This is a genomic window from Aeromonas sp. S12(2024) (assembly GCF_041402305.1).
Lineage (GTDB): Bacteria > Pseudomonadota > Gammaproteobacteria > Enterobacterales > Aeromonadaceae > Aeromonas > Aeromonas veronii.
Window position 1 is genome coordinate 46,701 of the sequence record NZ_JBGLRB010000021.1, and the last position, 17,043, is coordinate 63,743.

Genomic DNA, 17,043 nt, shown 5'->3' on the forward strand with positions numbered 1-17,043 from the left:
TCAGATCTCATCCGGCGTGCGCAGGTTGGTCACATTGATCCGTTCGCCGCGCTTGCGCTCTTTTTCGGCCTGCATCTGGGGACGGTAGATCCCCTGATCGCCCACCACCCAGGAGAGGGGGCGGCGCTCTTTGCCGATGGAATCCTGCAGCAGCATCAGGGCTTGCAAAAAGGCTTCGGGACGGGGCGGGCAACCCGGAATGTAGACGTCGACCGGCAGGAACTTGTCCACCCCCTGCACCACGGAATAGATGTCATACATGCCGCCGGAGTTGGCACAGGCCCCCATGGAGATCACCCACTTGGGTTCGAGCAGCTGTTCATACAGGCGCTGGATGACTGGCGCCATCTTGATGAAGGGGGTCCCTGCAATCACCATGAAATCGGCCTGACGGGGCGAGGCACGGATAACTTCGGCGCCGAAGCGGGCCACATCGTGGGGGGAGGTGAAGGCGGTACACATCTCCACGTAGCAGCAGGAGATGCCGAAGTTGTAAGGCCAGAGGGAGTTTTTGCGGCCCCAGTTGACTGTGTCTTGCAGCACCTCCTCGAGGCGGCCCATCATGATGCCGCGCGTCGCTTCTTGCGCCAGTGGGTCATCGACGGTCTGGCGCTGCTCCTGGGGGTAGCGCTCAACGGGTGCATCCGGGTCAATCCGGGTCAGGGTGTACTTCATGGTGCAGCCTCAAGGAAAGGGTCTGTGGTTCAATCACTGTTTTTGTTGTTCAACTGCGGTTTGCGCGGTGACCAGTCCAGTGCGCCGATGCGCCAGAGGTAGATCAGGCCGATAAGCAGCAGTCCGATGAAAATGGTGGCTTCAATAAAGCCGACCCAGCCGCTCTCCCGCACGGAGACAGACCAGGCAAACAGGTAGAGCGCCTCGACGTCGAAGATGACGAAGAACATGGCGACCAGATAGAACTTGGCGGAAAAACGCAGGCGGGCACTGCCGACCGAGTCGACACCAGATTCAAATGGCTTGTTCTTGGTGCGGCCGTAGGCGCGACCTCCCAGCAGGGCGGCGAGGCCTATCATCACCAGACAGATGGTGATGGCACCGATGACATAAATGGCAAAAGCCCAATGTTGAGCAGAAATATCAGCAAACATAGAGGTTTTTCCTAACCAAATTAATCAAGCGACTTAACAATAATGTTACGCATTATGACACTTTCGCACTGATTTACATGTCATTTTTACGGGTTAATTATTAATCGGTTAACCGGTAATTAAATTTTGTTAAGAAGCGCACTTTTTTGCTGGTTATGGCGGGTGGGAAAGGCCTGGAAAGCGCAGAGAGCTGCTCCTCGTCATCACCTGAAAGGGGTAAATGCCGCGGGCGAAGCCGGATCAGGTCGGTATCGCGGGCAGGGGGCACAGGCGGGAGAAGAGCGTGATGGCGGGTTAGGTAGGGGGCGGCAAGAGCAATAAAAAGAGAGGCTTTCAAGCCTCTCCTGTCATCGCGTTCCGGTGTCGAGCGTGGGGCGGTCAGGGTTTATTGGCGACCAGCAAGACCTGGTCTGGGTAGGCGCCAATGGCGCGAAGACCGATATCTCCCGAGGTGATATCCAGATACGCCCGCTGACCATTGGCGGAGGTCACCGTGCTGCTCATCAGATAGACATAGCCCTCATTGACCTCTTTACCGCCCCCCGCCATGGCGCGCGGGAAAATGGCTTCATTGAGAGAGGGCTGGTAGCAGGCATGCTCGACCAGGGTTGCCAGCTCCTTGATGTCGGGCAGGCGCCACTGGCTGATACCGCCGAAGTGATAGAGTGCATGGCTGCTGTCACTGCGGATCCGCTCCGCCACTTGCAGCCCCTGCTGCCAGTAGTAAACGGTCGGTTCACCCAGGCAACTGCTGCCACTCCATGTCTGCCCCAGTTTGCATCGCATCCAGGTGAGGCCGGTGTGTTGATCCGTGACGGTGCCGTTGCCATGGTCAAGAAAACGGGCAGAGGGGGCGGTGCGATCCATGGTGTCATCACAAATGGCAGCACCGTGGGCCAGGGGGGCCATCAGTACCATCATGGCGAACGAAAAGCGATAAAGGCTCATGATATTCCTCGGATTATTGGGGAGTAGCGACCAGTCGTACTTGCATCAGCTCGATATATTCATCTTGCTGCACTCGCGCGGGATAGGTGGTGCCCGCATCTTCTCCCAAGAGCAGGACTGTGCGTTTGCTGATGGGGCCACCGGAGAAGCGCTGGGCGGTGTTGCTGGTGGCGCTCCAGTAGTAGCCATGGTAGGTGTCATCTTCCGAGGAGGCGATATCCGGGAAGTAACGGGTATCCACGATGATGCGCTGACCCAGCGGGTCCTTGGCCAGGCTACCGTAGTGCATCAGTGACATCAGCTCACCCATGGTGGGCAGCCGCCACTGGCTGATGCCGCAGCGCTGCTCGCCATTGAGCCACTGCTGATACGCGCGGGTGGTCAGCATGGTGGTCAGCGCCTGTGCCCGGGCGAGGGCCGCCAGATCTCCTTCGGCGGTGAGCTGTTCGATCCTCTTATGAATATGCTGGTAGGCCTCTTGCTGCTCGCCTGCGGTCGCCTTGAACTGCTCATCCTCATAGGCAAAGGGTCTGCTTTTCCAGTCAGGACTCAAGGGATCATCCGATTTGACCTCCCACACCAGACCGGTATTGAGATCCTTGACGCACTGCCAGCTCGGCGCGTTGTCGGGGAGCACCTGACCGCGATCATCGAGCTTGCGATAGGCAAGTTGGGGACGAGTGCGATTCCAGCTGGCATCTTGTCCCGGATAGTCGGCGGGTTCCTGTTCCAGCAGCGGGTCGTTGCCATCGCTAAAGGTGGTGACGCCGGTGACGGTCAGCAGGTTGCGTGGCTGCTGCTGCACCAGCAGGGCCAGCAGCTCTCTTTGGGTCTCTTCAGCAAACTGGCCGTTGCGTTGCCACTCCTGAGCCAATTGCGCCAGCATCAGGCTGATGGCGCGATAGCTGGTGGTGAGCAACTGGGTCTCCTTGGCGTTGGCAAGTCGTGCGCGGGCCTGTTGCTGCAAGCTGATCGCCACCTGCTGCAGCGCCTGATCAAACTGGCCGAGGCCCGCGAGGGCGGCGCGGTCGCTGCCCGGTTGCAGTGGCGCGAGATCGGCCAGCAGCAGTGACAGAGCGCGATCGGCGGCCACCCCTTCGGCAATGCGGCTCTGCCACAGGGTACTGAGCAGGGTTGGTTGCAGCCGTTGTGGATCCCCTTTGGCGGCCGGATGTGCCAGTAGCAGGCCTCCGCTCCTCGGTACGAAAAGCAGAGGCGAGTTGACGATGTTGGCCGAACGGCTGACCAGGGCCACAGCTCCTTCGCCGCTGACGGCAGGGTCGGCAGGATCACATTGCCAGTTCTGATCCAGATCGGCGCACAGGGTACCGGCAGTCGGCAGGGCGACATCGACCCGGTAGTCCGGGATCGCCAGTGGTGCGTTATCTTCCCCGCCGCCACAGGCGCTGAGCAGGGCTGAGAGGGTTGCAATAACCAGTACGGATGGTTTCACTTCACATTCCTTGATTCGGTCACAGGTTCACGGGGGCGGTAACCCCCGTGGTGCAGGATTCAACGGCGCGGGGTGCTCCGGCGCCAGAGGCGGGGCCAGAGGGCCAGCAACAGCAGCAGGGGGGAAGTCGTGCCGCCACCCCCTTCATCCTGCTCAAGGGGAATGATGCCGGTGTTGGGCAGGGCTTCATCCTTGTCGCAGCGGGCGCCGACTTGCTGGGCTACCCGCCAGTTGCGCAACTGACCGGTGTCACCGGCGCTGGTGTCGTTGATCTCCAGCAGCCAGCGGCCAGCGAGCGGTTCGCCGTGCAGCTTGTCCAGTGATTCGAACGGTACCAGTTCACGGGGAAACTCCCCCTTGAGCCGGGTATGGCTGGCGTAGCCCTTGTTCCACAGGCTGATCCGGGTGCCGTAAGGGGAGGTGAGCCAGATCTCCAGCTGCTCCAGCTTGCTGTGCTCCAGATCGAGGGCGACCACGAATCCGCTGTCGATGCGGGCCTTGCTCTCGGGCAGGGTGAGAGTGAAGCGGGACAGGCCGTGCCGCTCATCGCTCACCGCATCCTTGATCTGGCCACCCTGGCCGATGGCCCGTTGCCAGAGCGGTTCACCGATCGGCAGTTGCAGGTCAAGGCGGGTTTGGCGCTCGGTGGGGCTGGGCAGGGTGAGCTGGAACTGCAGCGGCAAGGTGACTGCCTCGCCACAGGTCAGGTTGCTCGCTGCTTCCAGCGGCAGGGTCCAGCGGGCGGTGCCATCGGCGTTGAGCTCTCCCTGCCAGTGACCGTCACCCATGAGCCCCTTGCTCGGGAGCAGGCTGGCGTCAGCCACGGTCAGGGGGCGGCCGCTCTGGTTGGTCAATTCGATGGCGAGGCTCTTTTTCTCCCCGGGTAACAGGTAGCTGTCATCGGCAAGGCGGGCCGCGATGGGCGTGGGCAGCAGGGCGTGGTGGCGGAAGGCCTGCTCCAGCAGCTTGCCATAGCTGCGGTCCGGATAGAGGCGGTTGGCGGTATCCACGGTGACGCGCGCCAGCTGGGGCATCCGCACCTGCGGGCCGAGGCCGAAGTGGGATTCAATCAGCAGGGTATCGAACTCGTCACGGGCTACCTCGCCATACTGTTCAACGGCCTGGCGCAGCGCGGTGAAGAGCGGAGTGCCCCACAGCTGGTCGCCGTTGCTACCGTTGATAGTGAGGTGAGCCGGATAGAGGAAGCCCGGATGATAGCGCGCCCGCAGATCATCGAGCTGACGGGGCGTCCGGCCGCTGATCCTGGCATCCCAGTTGAAGACCATGAAAGGCTCGAACTGGCGAGCCTCTGGACTACGCTGGCGCCAGCTGGCGGCCAGATAGTCGCTAAAGCCCTCGCCGATGGCGCCCCAGTCACCCTCTTCTCCCATGTCGGGCAGGATATGGTGCTGCACCGCATGGCCAAACTCGTGCCAGATCACCATGGGATCTTCCGCATCGGGCACCCCTATCCGGCCAATTTCCAACCGGCGCAGGAAGGGGTCATAGAGAGAGTTGTCCTGCTCCCCGGCATCGGTATCGATGGTCAGGGGGCCGCCCATCAGCGTCGGGTAGCCCAGGGATTCCACATGGCGCTGGGCCAGATCCAGATGGTAGTAGCCATTGATATCGAGGAAGGCGGGCTGCTGGTGATCCAGCTGGAAGCCATCGGCATCAGGGCTGCTAAAGGGGGCAGTTTCCGGCGCCGTGCCATCCACGACCCGGGCGCGTGGGCCACTCAGCTGGTAGGTGTCATCCACCTTTTGTACCGTGAGCGGCACGGTGCGATAGGCCCCGTTGTCCAGCACCAGATCGTGGCGCCACAGCAAATTGCCATCTTGTAGCTGGGTGCGTGGGTCGAGGGCAAAGATGCGGGCCTGCACCGTGGCCGCTTCCCCTGCCAGCGGTGCCGCTTCGGCACGGGTATTGGCCTCTTGCAGCGTGCGCCCCAGCAGGGCGCTGCCATCGCAGGTGACAAACAACTGCCAGTGGCTGCTTTTGCTGTTGCCTGGCTGACTTTCCACCGCCAGCAGACGCCAAGCGGGGGTCAGGGTGTTGCCATCCTGCCAGTACCAGAGCTGGGCCTCGTCACGGCTAGCGAATTGCCACACCGTACCATCCAGCGTGGCGGTATAGGCATCCACCCCGGCGCGGCTTGCTTCATCACATGGCGTCGCCTGTGCCTGCATCAGCCGGGTATTGTGATAAAGGCGCCACGGGCGACCCTGCTCATCGAGACTGACGGCGGCCATCAGGCCGGCGATCGGTGCGCCATTGAGCTGCTGGCGATAATGCAGATAGTGGCCCAGCTTGCCTTGGCGCTGATAGGCCGGGGCATCACTCAGGGTGACGCCGAGCTGCTGTTCGAGCCAGAGGTGGGTATCGGCCGGGGCGTCCTGTTCGACAAAACGCAGTTCGGCGGCCTGAGTGGAAAAGCCAGCCAGCCCCAGCAAGAGGGCGGGCAACAGGGGTTTCATAGTGGTACTCCCAATCAGCGGCAGGGTCATTGATTGATCCCCGCCAGATGCAACAAGAAGGCAAATTCACGAGCCCGATCGCCACCACCGGCGCGGTGGCCTCCCTCCAGTTCGGTCAGCAGCAGGTAGGGGCCGGAGCCCGTGCTGTGCTCCCGCAGGCGGGCCAGCCACTTGACCGGCTCCCAGTAGGGGACCTGGCTGTCGTGCAGGGCGGTAGTGACCAGCAGGGGCGGGTAGGGGGCGCGGTGCAGGTTGTCGTAGGGGCTGATGCGGCGCATCGCCTGATACTCTGCGGGCTTGGCCGGATTGCCCCACTCCTGATACTCCTGACGGGTCAAGGGGAGGGCAGGATCGCTCATGGTGCCGAGCATATCGACGAAGGGAACCTGCAACACGGCGCCGCTAAAGAGTGTCGGTTGCTGGTTGAGGGCCGCAGCAACCAGCGTGCCCCCCGCGCTGCCCCCCATGGCAAACAGGGGCAGGGGAGCAGAGTCGGGCGACCAGTGGCGCAGGGTGTGACCGGCTGCGATAAAGTCGCTGATGCCGTTCTGCTTGTTGATGCCCCGTCCGTCGCGGGTCCACTGCTCCCCCAGCATGCCGCCGCCGCGCACATGGGCGATGGCGTAGACAAAGCCCCGATCCAGCAGGCTCAACAGCTCTTTCTGGTAGTAGGGGCGCATCGGCGTGCCATAGGCGCCATAGCCGTAGAGCAGTACGGCGCGAGGGGCCAGATCCTTGCGCCACACCAGCGAGACAGGCACCCGGGTGCCATCGGCAGAAGTGATCCAGCGCCGCTCGCTCTGATAGGGCAATGCTTTATTGCCTGCGGTGTGCTGGTCGTTGATCCAGTGGCCGCTGGTCAACTCCAGCCAGCGCTGGCCGGGGGGCTGGCTCAAGCCCTGACTGCGCACCAGAATGCGGTCGCTGGCCGGGTCATGTTCTCCTTGCAGCCAGCCGGTACCGGCGCCACTGGCCAGCGGCAGGCGCTGGCGTTCATGGCCGTTGCGATCGAGCAGGGCGAGCCAATCCTCCCCCTGCTGGCGAAACTGCACCACCAGATGGCGATCAAACAGTCGCCACTTATCGGGATCGCCGAGATCTTCCCCAGCGCTGGGCCAGAGGCGCTGCCACTCACCGAGCGGCGTGCTGGCTGAGTAGAGGGCAAATGCCCCCTCCCGGTTGCTCTTGATCACCCAGCCGGATTGGCTGTCCAGATAGTATTCCACCCCGCACTGGCGGGGTTTGACCTGCTGCGGCTTGCCCGAGTCGAGCAGGTATTGCTCCGAGCTATCGTGGTTGTTGCCCTGCAACACCAGATGCTGGCCATCCGTGGTGCGATAGAGGCTGAGCAGCCAGGCGGGATCCTGCTCCTCATAGAGAGTCTGCTCCTGGCCATCCTGCCAGCCGCGCAGCTGCCAGGGGCGCAGGGTGTCGCGCTCGTTGGCGATGGTGTAGAGGGTGCGACCATCTTGTGACCAGGCGAGATCAGCGCTGCGCTGCACCAAACTGGCCAGCACCTTGCCGCTCTGGAGATCGAGCAGGGTGACCTGATAGTCGAGATCGCCGCGCCTGTCTTCGGCGATGGCCAGTGTGAGGTTATCCGGGCTCAGGGCCCAGCCGCCCGCTTCGTAATAACCCTCACCCGCTCTGGCGGGAAGCCGCTGCAGCACCTTGCCCCCGTGGCGTTGCCAGAGTGAGCCATCCGGGCGCAGCTGCCATGCCTGATCGCCGCGGACAAGCCAGTTCTCTGGCACAGATTCCCCCGCCGGATGGCGGGCAAATTCGGCGCGCAAGGTTGCTTCCAGCGGCTGCTGCGCGGCGAGTTGCTGCTCGCTCCAGCGATTTTGCTGCTTGAGCAGGGCGAGAATGGCCGGGTTGCTACGGCTCTCGTCCCGCAACCAGAAGTAGGGATCCTGGCGTACGGGATTGCCTGAAATCAGGTGTGGTTGGGCCGGGATGGGCGGTGGCAGGGCCTCTTGCGCCCACGACAACGGGGCGGCCAACAGGGCCGCCATGATTGCATGATGCTTCATCACATCCCCACGAAACGGTAGCTGAGGCTGGCTGACAGGTAGCGGCCGCTCTGGCTGTAGAGGGAGGTGTCGCTGCCAGCCGGGAGTCCGGCCACATCCTGATAGCGGACATAGCGGGTATCGAGCAGGTTGCCGATGGTGGCATTGACCTTGAGCGCCTCGGTGATCTGCCAGTCGCCGGTGAGATCCAGACTGAACCAGCCTGCGCTGCTCTGGCAGGCACCGTTGTAGCCAGTCTGCGCATTGGCGCACTGGGGCACCTTGGTCATGGCGGCGGCATAGTTGCCACTGAGCTCAACCCCCCAGTCGAGCTGTTGCCAGCGCAGGGTGGTGTTGCCTTCCAGCGGTGTCTGGGTGCGCAGCGGCTCACCGCGGTGATCCTTGCCATCCATCCAGGCCAGATTGGTCGAAAGCTCCCACTCGTCGCTCAGCCAGAGGCTGGCGGCCAGCTCGGCGCCCCAGGTTTCTGCTTTGGCAACGTTGCGATATTGGCGCAGGAAGACACCGTCATCGAGGCGAAAACCGGTCTGGCGCCAGTCGATGAAGTTGTAGTAGCGGTTGTAGAAAATGGCCGGTTTGACGCTCCAGTTGTCGCTTTGGCCATTCACTCCCCACTCCAGACTGTGGCTGGTCTCCTCCTTGAGGTTGGGGTTGGCAATGATCTCGAACGGCGGCATGGCAAAGTAGTGAGGAATGTTGCCGTAAACCTGATCGTAAGCGGGGGCGCGGAAGCCGTTGGCATAGCTGAGCCAGCTGCGCCATGTTTCGTTGAAGCGGTAACTGGCCGCCACACTGGGGGAGATGTGGTCGCTGTGGTTCTCGGCCAGATTGCTGTCCGGTGCGCGCAGGCGCTGGCGGTCAAAGCGCAGGGTCGGGGTAAACTGCCAGTTGCCCAGATCGATCACATCGCTCAGCCAGATGCCATCGCGGCGGGTCTCGGCCTTGCTGAAGGGGGCTTTCTGTCCCTGGGTGGTGATGCCATCTTCCAGGGTCAGATTGCTGACCGGCCGCTTGTGGTTGGCCTGCTCCAGCTCCACACCGTAGCTGAAGGTGTGATCCAGCGAGCCGGTGCTCAGCTTGCTCTGCAGCTCCAGCTCACTGCCAAGGCGCAGCTCCTCGAATGTGGAGAGGGTGCGCTGGCTGCGATATCTGGGATAGCCGCTCAGGGCATCGTTGCGCAGCAGCTGGCGCTGGTTGGCTTCGTTGCGTGACTGGTTGCCAAACAGGCTCCAGTTGAGGGTATCGACCATGCCCAGATCGCTGGCTTCCCAGCTGAACTTGCCGCCCTGGGTGCGCTGATCGCCATCTTCCTGAAAACCGACCACGTCCCAGCTGCCATCGGGTTGGGGCACCGCTTTGGGCCCCATCTGGCGTTTGGCGTGATCCTCGTAGTAGTCCAGCTCCAGCCGCAGAGCGTGATGGGCATTGAGGGGGAGGCGGCTGCTGGTGGAGGCGCTCATGCCATCCAGATCCGCCGGAATGCGGTTCTCTTCAAAGTTGGCGGTTTCGTTGCCACGCCAGCCGGAGAGGCGCAACAGATGTTCGCTCTCCAGTGCCCGCACCGCGCTGGTCATGCTGAGCTTCTTCTTGTTGCTGTCGCCACCGTAGAGGGTCTTGGCCGCCAGAAAGCTATCTTGCTGTTGCAGATAATCTTCCGGCTGCTTGGTATTCATCACCACGGTGCCGCCGATGGCATCGGAGCCATGCAGGGAGGAGCCGGCCCCCTTGGCCACCTCAATCTGCTTGATGTCATCAAGGTCGAAGTTGAAGCGACCCACCTTGTCATTGATGTTGTCGGCGCCAAAGCCGTCGCTGACGCGCACCCCATCCTTGATCAGCAGGATACGGTTGCCCCCGATGCCGCGCACGCTGATGTTTTGCGGTCGCCCGGCAGAGCCGGTGACCGAGACACCGGGGATCTTGCGAAACACATGAGTCAGCTCGCTGGCGACCTGACGGTCCAGCTCTTCCTGGGTGATGACGGTGATGGAGCCGGAGACATCGGAGAGTTTCTGTTGTACCCGTTGCCCGGTGACAATGATGGTATCGTCGCTGCGCGCCTTCTCCACAGGGGGAAGATCGGCCGCGCCAGCGGAGGCACACAGGAGTGCCGGCCATGCCTGAAGCAGTTTGTTCATAATGATAATTGTTTTTATTTAAGCCTGAAGGGCGGCATTATTGCAGAGGCCTGACCACTTGACAATAAATGGCAATCATTATCATTAAGAGCTTATGGTTTTGATATTATTGAGTTATTTGTTTTTAAAAAAGAGGCTCCCGCGCGAAGCGGGAGCGGGGTGATCAGGGCTTGAGCAGTTGCAGCGACTCTTCTGCGGCCTTGCCTTGAGAGAGGGTGATATCGACCCGGCGATTTGCCTGGCGATGTTCGGGGGTGTCATTGGCAAAGCGGGGTTGGGTGTCGGCAACACCCTGAGCGATGACTCGTCTGGCATCCAGCTGGGGGTTGGTCAGCATGGTCTGCACGATGGAGGAGGCTCGCAGCACCGAGAGCTCCCAGTTGTTGCGATAGAGCTCCACCGGCGCTTGGGAGTTGTCGGTATGACCGGTGACCACTACCTGCCCCGGGATGTTGGCCAAAATACCGGCGATCTTGTTGACCAGCGGGATGAACTGGGGCTGCAGGAACGCCGAATCGGAGGGAAACAGCGCCTTCTCGCCGATGCGGATCACCAGCTGACTGCCAAGCTGCTCGACCTCCAGGTCCTTCGATTCGATCTGGGCCTTTAGCTGTTGCTCAAGCTTCTGCTTGGTCACCTGCACCCACTCCTGCTCCTTGGTCTTGTGGGGCCAGGCTTCGGTGGCGCTCGGTTTTTCAGAGGCACCTATGGTCTCGTTGAAGGGGTCCGATGCCGCCATGGGGGCATCTTTCTCCAGTACAGTCTCTTCTTTCGGGCTGCTCGGCGTGGTCTTCGATTCCGGTTCGAGAATCCCTGTGCCCCCCTGCATCAAAGGTGAGCCGGCAGGCGGGGAGATGAGGCCGATTTTACCCAGCGACTCGATAAAGCCCTGGATAAGCACCCGGGTTTCGGACTGCTTTGCCATGGCAAAGGAGTAGAGCACCACAAACAGGGCGAACAGCAGGGTCATGAAGTCGGCATAGGAGACCAGCCAGCGTTCATGGTTCTCCGGTGCTTCAGCCTTTTTCTTTTTGGCCACCGTGACCTCCCAGATAAGGTTCGAGGGTAACTTGCAGGCGTGCCTGTGACTCGCCATCCACGATGCAGAGAATGCCGGTCAGGGTCATCTCCTTGTAGTGGCGGATCTGGTGGGCAAACCCTTTGTAGCGGTTGCCGAACGGCAAGAAGATCAGGTTGGCGGCGGATACCCCGTAGATGGTGGCGATAAAGGCCACCGCGATGGCGCCACCCAGTTTGTCGGGGGCATCCAGCAGACCCATGGCGTGGATCAGGCCAAATACCGCCCCGACGATCCCCATGGTCGGGCAGTAGCCGCCCATGGCTTCATAGAATTTGACCGTCTGTTCGAGATCTTCCTGCTCGAACTCGATCTCGTTCTCCAGCACCTCGTGGATTTTGGCCTTCTCGTAGCCATCGACCATCATCTGCACCCCTTTCTTCAGGAAGGGATCCTTGATCTCCTCGATCATCCCTTCCAGCGCCAGCATACCGCTGCGGCGGGCGTTGCCTGCCAGGGTCTCCAGCAACTGGGCCTGTTCCAGCAGGTCGAGTTTGAGGGGAGAGAGCAGCCATTTGAAACGCCTCATGGTGCTGCCGACGACGGAGAAAGGGAACTGGGTCAGCGCAGCACCTATGGTGCCGCCTATCACAATAAGAAATGCGGGCAGATCGAGCAGTGCACTGGGATGACCACCCTCGATCATGTTGCCGCCAAGGATGGCGATCAACGCCAGTACCAAGCCAATCAAGCTCATCTTTTACACGTCCCTGCATGTTGATAATGGCTAGTGTAGCTACTTAAGTATCAGTTTTTCAAAATGAAATCCAATCGCTGAGCAATTAATGGGCGCTGGGTAACGTCCATAAAAGAAGGCGTGTTGCGGCCATAAGATGGCATTGCAATCATCTTGTTGCTCCTGTTGTGACAGGAAGGAACGCTTGTCGGGTGGGGCAATCACAAAAGCAAGGTAGGGGGCGGGAGCTGGCAATACGAAAAGCAGTGATGTTCCATCAGTGCTTTGCAAACCGGGGATGAGTGCGTGGATGATCTGCCACTGCGTGGCTCTGGCTCACTTGTCGGCATAGGTATTTGCCGGAAAGCAAAAAACCGACCCTGAGGTCGGTTTTTTTAAATTTGGCGGTGAGGGAGGGATTCGAACCCTCGATACGTTGCCGTATACACACTTTCCAGGCGTGCTCCTTCAGCCACTCGGACACCTCACCAAATTTTCGTTCGCTGCGCTGTTGCGCTGGAACGGGGCGTAATTTAGGGGAAAGGGCTGTGTGGGTCAACCTCTTTTCCCCTTATTTTTCATAATCTTTTCCGAATGCCTAACCCTTGTGCAGAATGCCGGTTTTTTAAACCGGATCAGGGCTTGTCGAGGATGATCAGACTGTCCGGCAGCTCGTTTTGATCCCGGGTGGCTGGGAAGGCATCGGTCAGAATGGCGCTAACGCGCTCCACGCACTCCAGAAAACCCTGTTCGATCTCCCTGTTGCGCACTCGCGCCACGAAGTCGTCGATGATCTCCTGCCACTGGCCGTTGTCGATATGCTGGGCGATGCCATCATCCACCAGTATTTCTACATAGTGCTCAGCGGCCGAGACGAAGATCAGCACCCCGAGTCGGTCGCGGGTGCGGTGCAGCCCTTGCTCGACAAATTGCAGGCGTGCCATCAGGGCCGCCCGGTGCTGGCGAACCTTCTTCGGGATGAGCCGCATCTTGATGGGGGTCCAGTGGAACAGCAGGCTCAGCAGTAGCCAGACTGACCACTGTACCAGCAGGATTTCGTACCAGCCGAGCCAGAAGCCGAGCTGGAACACCAGCAGGGGGGTGAGCATCGCCAGCAGCGCCGCCCAGAGGGTGGGAATGTAGCGATAGCCATCGCTGGCCGGGGCCAGCACGGTGACCAGTTCAGCATCAGTCTCTAGCTCCGCTTCGCGCACCTTGGCCTGAAGCGTGTGGAAGAACTGTTTAGAAATCATGATTTGTCTCTTTACTCCTGTTACCAGCCACCGGAGGCTCCGCCGCCGCCAAAACTGCCGCCGCCACCGCTGAATCCGCCGCCAGAGCGACCTCCAAAGGAGCCGGCACCCAATCCACCGGCCATGTAGGCCGACCGACGTCGTCCTCCCGGCCCACCGCCACCACCCCCGCGCAGGTTGTGGAGTACGATCATCGCAATCACCACCAGAATAAACAGCCAAGGGCCGCCACCGTTGTCACTCTTTGGCTGCTCGACCGGCTGATACTCTCCGGCGAGTGCCTTCATGATGCTCTGGCTGCCCGCCATGATCCCGGCCACCATATCGCCGCGCTTGAAGGCGGGCAGGATACGACCATGGATGATGTTGGCTGCGATGGCGTCGGGCAGGGCGCCTTCCAATCCATAGCCTACCTCGATCCGCACCTTGCGCTCATCCTGGGCGATCAGCAACAGCACGCCATTGTTTTTGCCTTTCTGGCCGATCCCCCAGTGGCGACCGAGCTGGTAGCCGTACTCCTCGATAGTCTCCCCATCGAGGCTATCGACGGAGACCACCACCAGCTGGATGCCGCTGCGCTTTTCAAAGGCGGCCAGCTGTTGGGTCAGTTGATGGGCCTGTTTGCGGGACATCAGACTGGCTTCATCCACCACCCGTCCGCTCAGTGTCGGGAAGTCCGGTGCCGCTTGCAGGGCAGTGGCCCAGAGCAGCAGACAGGGAAGAAACCAGCGCAGCATCATCTTCATTGGAAGCTGACCTTGGGCGCCTCATCGGCACCGGGTTTGGCACTGAAACTGGGTTTGGCCTCCAGATCCGAGTAGAGCAGCTTGGACCAGATAACGCCGGGGAAGGTGCGGATCTCGGTATTGAACTGGCGCACCGCCTCGATATAGTCGCGGCGAGCCACCGAGATGCGGTTCTCGGTTCCTTCCAGTTGGGCCTGCAGGGCAAGGAACTGCTGATCCGCTTTCAGCTCGGGGTAGCGTTCTACCACCACCATCAGGCGAGATAGGGCGCTGGAGAGCTGGTTCTGCGCCGCTTCAAACTCCTTGAGCTGGGCAGGATCGCTCACCTGCACGCTGCCGACCCGGGCACGGGCATCGGTGACCGCCTTTAGGGTCTCCTGCTCATGGCTGGCGTAGCCCTTGACGGTGGCGACCAGATTGGGAATGAGGTCGGCGCGGCGCTGATACTGGTTCTCCACCTGCCCCCAGCTCGCCTTGACCTGCTCATCCAGGGTCGGAATATTGTTCATGCCGCAGCCGGTCAGGCCGAGCAGCAGGGTCAGGGTCAACAGGCTCTGCGTGGTTCTGCGCCAGAGTGATGTGGCCATCTTGTTGTTCTCCTTTGGTATTTCGAGTCGATAGTGCGCCATGGATGGTGTACGACCAAGAGTGCACCACCATACCAGCTTGGGGTCAGTTGCCACAACGCGCAGGTAGCTCAGGTCGCTTGTTGATGCCGGAGACCTTGGGCAACTGGGGCTTGTCTTTTAGCCAGGATGCCAGCTCTTCCCCGCAGCCATTGCCGGGCGGAATGGGAGCCTGGGGTTCACAATCGGGGCTGCCCACCGGGCAGCGCAGCCGCACGTGGAAGTGGCTGAAGTGGCCCACCCAGGGGCGCAGCTTGGCGACCCAAGGTTCGTTACCAGCCTGTTGGCAGACCGCGGATTTGATCACCGGATTGACGAAGATGCGGGCCACCTCGGGTTTGCTGGCCGCCAGCCGCAGCAGGGTGAGCTGCTGGGGGCCAAAGCGACCCGGCAACATCTTGTAGCTGGGTTCGTCGATCAGCGCCCACTCCTTGGGGGCATCCTGCTCCCATTTGCTGATGGGACGGTTGGCCATGCGAAACCAGATATCGGCATCAAGTCCGGTCTGATGGCTGCGATGGCCAGAGGTAAAGGGGCCGCCCCGGGCCATCGCCAGATCGGCGATATAGAGATCCGGCAGCCCGGCCATGCGGGTCTGGTTGGCCAGCGCTTGCAGGTAGTGGATAAGGTCGGGGTGGCCGTAGTAGCGTAGCCGCTTGGTGCGGATCACCTGATAACCCGGCCCTTCGAGGGGCAGGGATACGCCGTTTTTCAGGCAACCGGCGGCATAACCACCGATGGCTTCCGCTTGCAATACAGTCGCCAGCAACAGCGACGTCAGCATGTGCGTGCTCCTTGTCTTGCTTCAAGTCGGCTCAGCAGTACGAACAGACTCAAACATATAAATAAATAGGCTGCGGCCACCAGCAGCCAGATCTCGTAGACCAGTCCGCTGGAGTTGGCCATCTCGGTGCCGACGAAGGTGAGTTCCTGCACCGAGATAAGGGAAACGATGGCGGTATCCTTCACCAGCGCGATGAGCTGACCGGTGAGGGGGGGTAACATCAGCAGTATGGCCTGCGGCAGGATCACATGGCGCAGCCGCACCCAGGGAGAGAGCCCGAGGCTCTGCGCCGCCTCCCACTGGCCACGGGGGATGGCAGCCAGCCCGGCGCGGACGATCTCGGCGATGAAGGCTGCGCTGATCATGCCAACGCAGAGGGTGCCTGAGATGAGGTTCTCCCAGCGGGCTGGTGGGCCAAACAGCGCCTCTTGCCACGGGGAGAGTGATACGGTGCCGAACCAGCGGGAGAGGCCGCTCGCAGGCAGCAGCTGGTTGGCGATAAAAAAGTAGAAGATGAAGATAAAGACCAGCGGCGGCAGATTGCGGATCAGCTGGATAAACAGGGTCGCGGGCATCACCAGCCAGGGGCGGCGGCTGAAGGCGGCTACCCCCAGCGCAGTGCCGAGCAGCAGCGCCAGCACCATGCCGAGCAGGGCGATGCGCAAGGTGGTGAGCAGACCGCTGAAAAAGTAGGGCAACTCGCCGTGAGGGCCGGGGGTGAACAGCAGGTCGAAGGCTTCATGCCAGCGCCACTGATAGGCCACCCCTATGTGCAGGCGGCTGGCCAGCCAGAGGCCAGCCAGCAGCAGCATCAGGGCGATCGCCCCATCCAGCCAGTTGATGTTCCGACATGGCCCACGGACGATGCGCCGGATGGTCTCTTTTAGAGCAATCAGCATCAGGGGTTGGCGACCTGTGCTTCCCACGCCAGCGACTTGAACCAGTAGTCATGGCGCGCCTTGAGCCAGCCATCGGCCTGACGGGCGGCGATCCACTCGTTGAACTGCTCAGCCAGGGCATCATCCCCCTTGCGCAGGGCAAAGCCTTCATCGCCTTGTGCCAACGGCTCGGCAAACGGCATAAAGAGGGCATCCGGGTGGCGCAGCGCCTCTTGCTCGGGTTTCGGGGAAGAGGAGAGGGCGCCGTGGGCGCGGCCGTTCAGCACCTCCTGAAATACCTGTGACTCGTCATCAAACTGGCGCAGGGTGGCCTTGGGGAAGTGTTCTTTTGCCACCTGTACTGGCGAGGCGCCACGGCGTACCGCCAGGATCACCCCGCGCTGGTTGAAGTCCGCCACGGTTTTCTTCTCTTTGGCCATGGCGCTGGAGGCGGCCAGCTGCACCCCCGAGTGGGAGTAGGCCTGGGTGAAACGCACGCTCTTCTCCCGCTCGGGGGTGATGGTGAGGCCGCCGATGATGACGTCATATTTTTTCGCCAGCAGGGAGGGGATGATGCCATCCCAGGCGGTAGGCACGAACTCTACCTGCCAGCCGTTATCTGTGGCGAGGCGACGGGCCACGTCAATCTCAAAACCGATCAGCGCCCCTTGCTTGTCGCGCATCGCCCAAGGGGCGAAGGTAGACATGCCGACTCGCAGGGTACCGCTCTGCTCGATCTGTGCCTGGGTGTCGGAGGGGGCGGTTTCTGCCAGTGCCGGAGTGAGCAGGCTTGTCAGTAGCAGGGCAGCGCCCGACAGGGTGGTCTTGAATGACAGATTCATGG

Annotated in this window: 16 protein-coding genes and 1 tRNA gene; all 17 read right to left on the minus strand. The window is 61.4% G+C overall.

Going from position 1 to position 17,043, the window contains the following annotated elements:
- Positions 1 to 675 carry an NADH-quinone oxidoreductase subunit B family protein gene (locus ACB035_RS17925; RefSeq protein WP_005344917.1) on the minus strand — a complete coding sequence of 225 codons (675 nt, stop codon included), beginning with the start codon at positions 673 to 675 and terminating at the stop codon, positions 1 to 3.
- Between the two features lie 29 nt (positions 676 to 704).
- The gene (locus ACB035_RS17930; RefSeq protein ID WP_005344919.1) at positions 705 to 1,109 is read right to left on the minus strand and encodes an NADH-quinone oxidoreductase subunit A; all 405 of its coding nucleotides are present in this window, start codon (positions 1,107 to 1,109) and stop codon (positions 705 to 707) included.
- Between the two features lie 100 nt (positions 1,110 to 1,209).
- Positions 1,210 to 1,446, minus strand: a complete 237-nt coding sequence (locus ACB035_RS17935) for a hypothetical protein (protein WP_371167836.1) — start codon at positions 1,444 to 1,446, stop codon at positions 1,210 to 1,212.
- A 41-nt stretch (positions 1,447 to 1,487) separates the two neighbouring features.
- Positions 1,488 to 2,057, minus strand: a complete 570-nt coding sequence (locus ACB035_RS17940) for a DUF1566 domain-containing protein (protein ID WP_371167837.1) — start codon at positions 2,055 to 2,057, stop codon at positions 1,488 to 1,490.
- Between the two features lie 13 nt (positions 2,058 to 2,070).
- A complete protein-coding gene (locus ACB035_RS17945; RefSeq protein WP_111899620.1) occupies positions 2,071 to 3,510 on the minus strand; it encodes a DUF1566 domain-containing protein in 1,440 nt (479 codons plus the stop codon).
- A gap of 59 nt (positions 3,511 to 3,569) precedes the next feature.
- Positions 3,570 to 6,017 (minus strand): proprotein convertase P-domain-containing protein, encoded by a 2,448-nt coding sequence (locus ACB035_RS17950; protein ID WP_371167838.1) that lies wholly within the window; start codon positions 6,015 to 6,017, stop codon positions 3,570 to 3,572.
- Positions 6,014 to 8,020, minus strand: a complete 2,007-nt coding sequence (locus ACB035_RS17955) for a prolyl oligopeptidase family serine peptidase (RefSeq protein ID WP_371167839.1) — start codon at positions 8,018 to 8,020, stop codon at positions 6,014 to 6,016. The genes ACB035_RS17950 and ACB035_RS17955 overlap by 4 nt, the downstream gene beginning before the upstream one ends.
- Positions 8,020 to 10,158 carry a TonB-dependent hemoglobin/transferrin/lactoferrin family receptor gene (locus ACB035_RS17960; RefSeq protein ID WP_371167840.1) on the minus strand — a complete coding sequence of 713 codons (2,139 nt, stop codon included), beginning with the start codon at positions 10,156 to 10,158 and terminating at the stop codon, positions 8,020 to 8,022. The genes ACB035_RS17955 and ACB035_RS17960 overlap by 1 nt, the downstream gene beginning before the upstream one ends.
- 163 nt (positions 10,159 to 10,321) lie before the next feature.
- The gene (locus ACB035_RS17965) at positions 10,322 to 11,197 is read right to left on the minus strand and encodes a flagellar motor protein MotB (RefSeq protein ID WP_106844513.1); all 876 of its coding nucleotides are present in this window, start codon (positions 11,195 to 11,197) and stop codon (positions 10,322 to 10,324) included.
- Complete coding sequence (locus ACB035_RS17970) at positions 11,175 to 11,933, minus strand: flagellar motor protein (RefSeq protein ID WP_005351127.1); 759 nt, start codon at positions 11,931 to 11,933, stop codon at positions 11,175 to 11,177. The genes ACB035_RS17965 and ACB035_RS17970 overlap by 23 nt, the downstream gene beginning before the upstream one ends.
- 381 nt (positions 11,934 to 12,314) lie before the next feature.
- A tRNA-Ser gene (locus tag ACB035_RS17975) sits at positions 12,315 to 12,402 on the minus strand.
- Between the two features lie 145 nt (positions 12,403 to 12,547).
- Positions 12,548 to 13,165 (minus strand): TPM domain-containing protein, encoded by a 618-nt coding sequence (locus ACB035_RS17980; RefSeq protein WP_058058422.1) that lies wholly within the window; start codon positions 13,163 to 13,165, stop codon positions 12,548 to 12,550.
- Positions 13,166 to 13,185: 20 nt separating this feature from the next.
- A complete protein-coding gene (locus tag ACB035_RS17985; RefSeq protein WP_005337195.1) occupies positions 13,186 to 13,911 on the minus strand; it encodes a YgcG family protein in 726 nt (241 codons plus the stop codon).
- Positions 13,908 to 14,498: a LemA family protein gene (locus tag ACB035_RS17990; RefSeq protein ID WP_005346564.1), complete on the minus strand. Its 591-nt coding sequence runs from the start codon at positions 14,496 to 14,498 to the stop codon at positions 13,908 to 13,910. Before ACB035_RS17990 ends, ACB035_RS17985 begins: the two co-directional genes overlap by 4 nt.
- An 85-nt stretch (positions 14,499 to 14,583) precedes the next feature.
- Positions 14,584 to 15,321 (minus strand): penicillin-insensitive murein endopeptidase, encoded by a 738-nt coding sequence (gene mepA, locus ACB035_RS17995; protein ID WP_005359850.1) that lies wholly within the window; start codon positions 15,319 to 15,321, stop codon positions 14,584 to 14,586.
- On the minus strand, positions 15,315 to 16,220 hold the full coding sequence (locus tag ACB035_RS18000) for an amino acid ABC transporter permease (RefSeq protein ID WP_371167841.1): 906 nt from the start codon (positions 16,218 to 16,220) through the stop codon (positions 15,315 to 15,317). The genes mepA and ACB035_RS18000 overlap by 7 nt, the downstream gene beginning before the upstream one ends.
- Positions 16,220 to 17,041, minus strand: a complete 822-nt coding sequence (locus tag ACB035_RS18005; protein ID WP_371167842.1) for a transporter substrate-binding domain-containing protein — start codon at positions 17,039 to 17,041, stop codon at positions 16,220 to 16,222. The genes ACB035_RS18000 and ACB035_RS18005 overlap by 1 nt, the downstream gene beginning before the upstream one ends.
- Between the last annotated feature and the right edge of the window lie 2 nt (positions 17,042 to 17,043).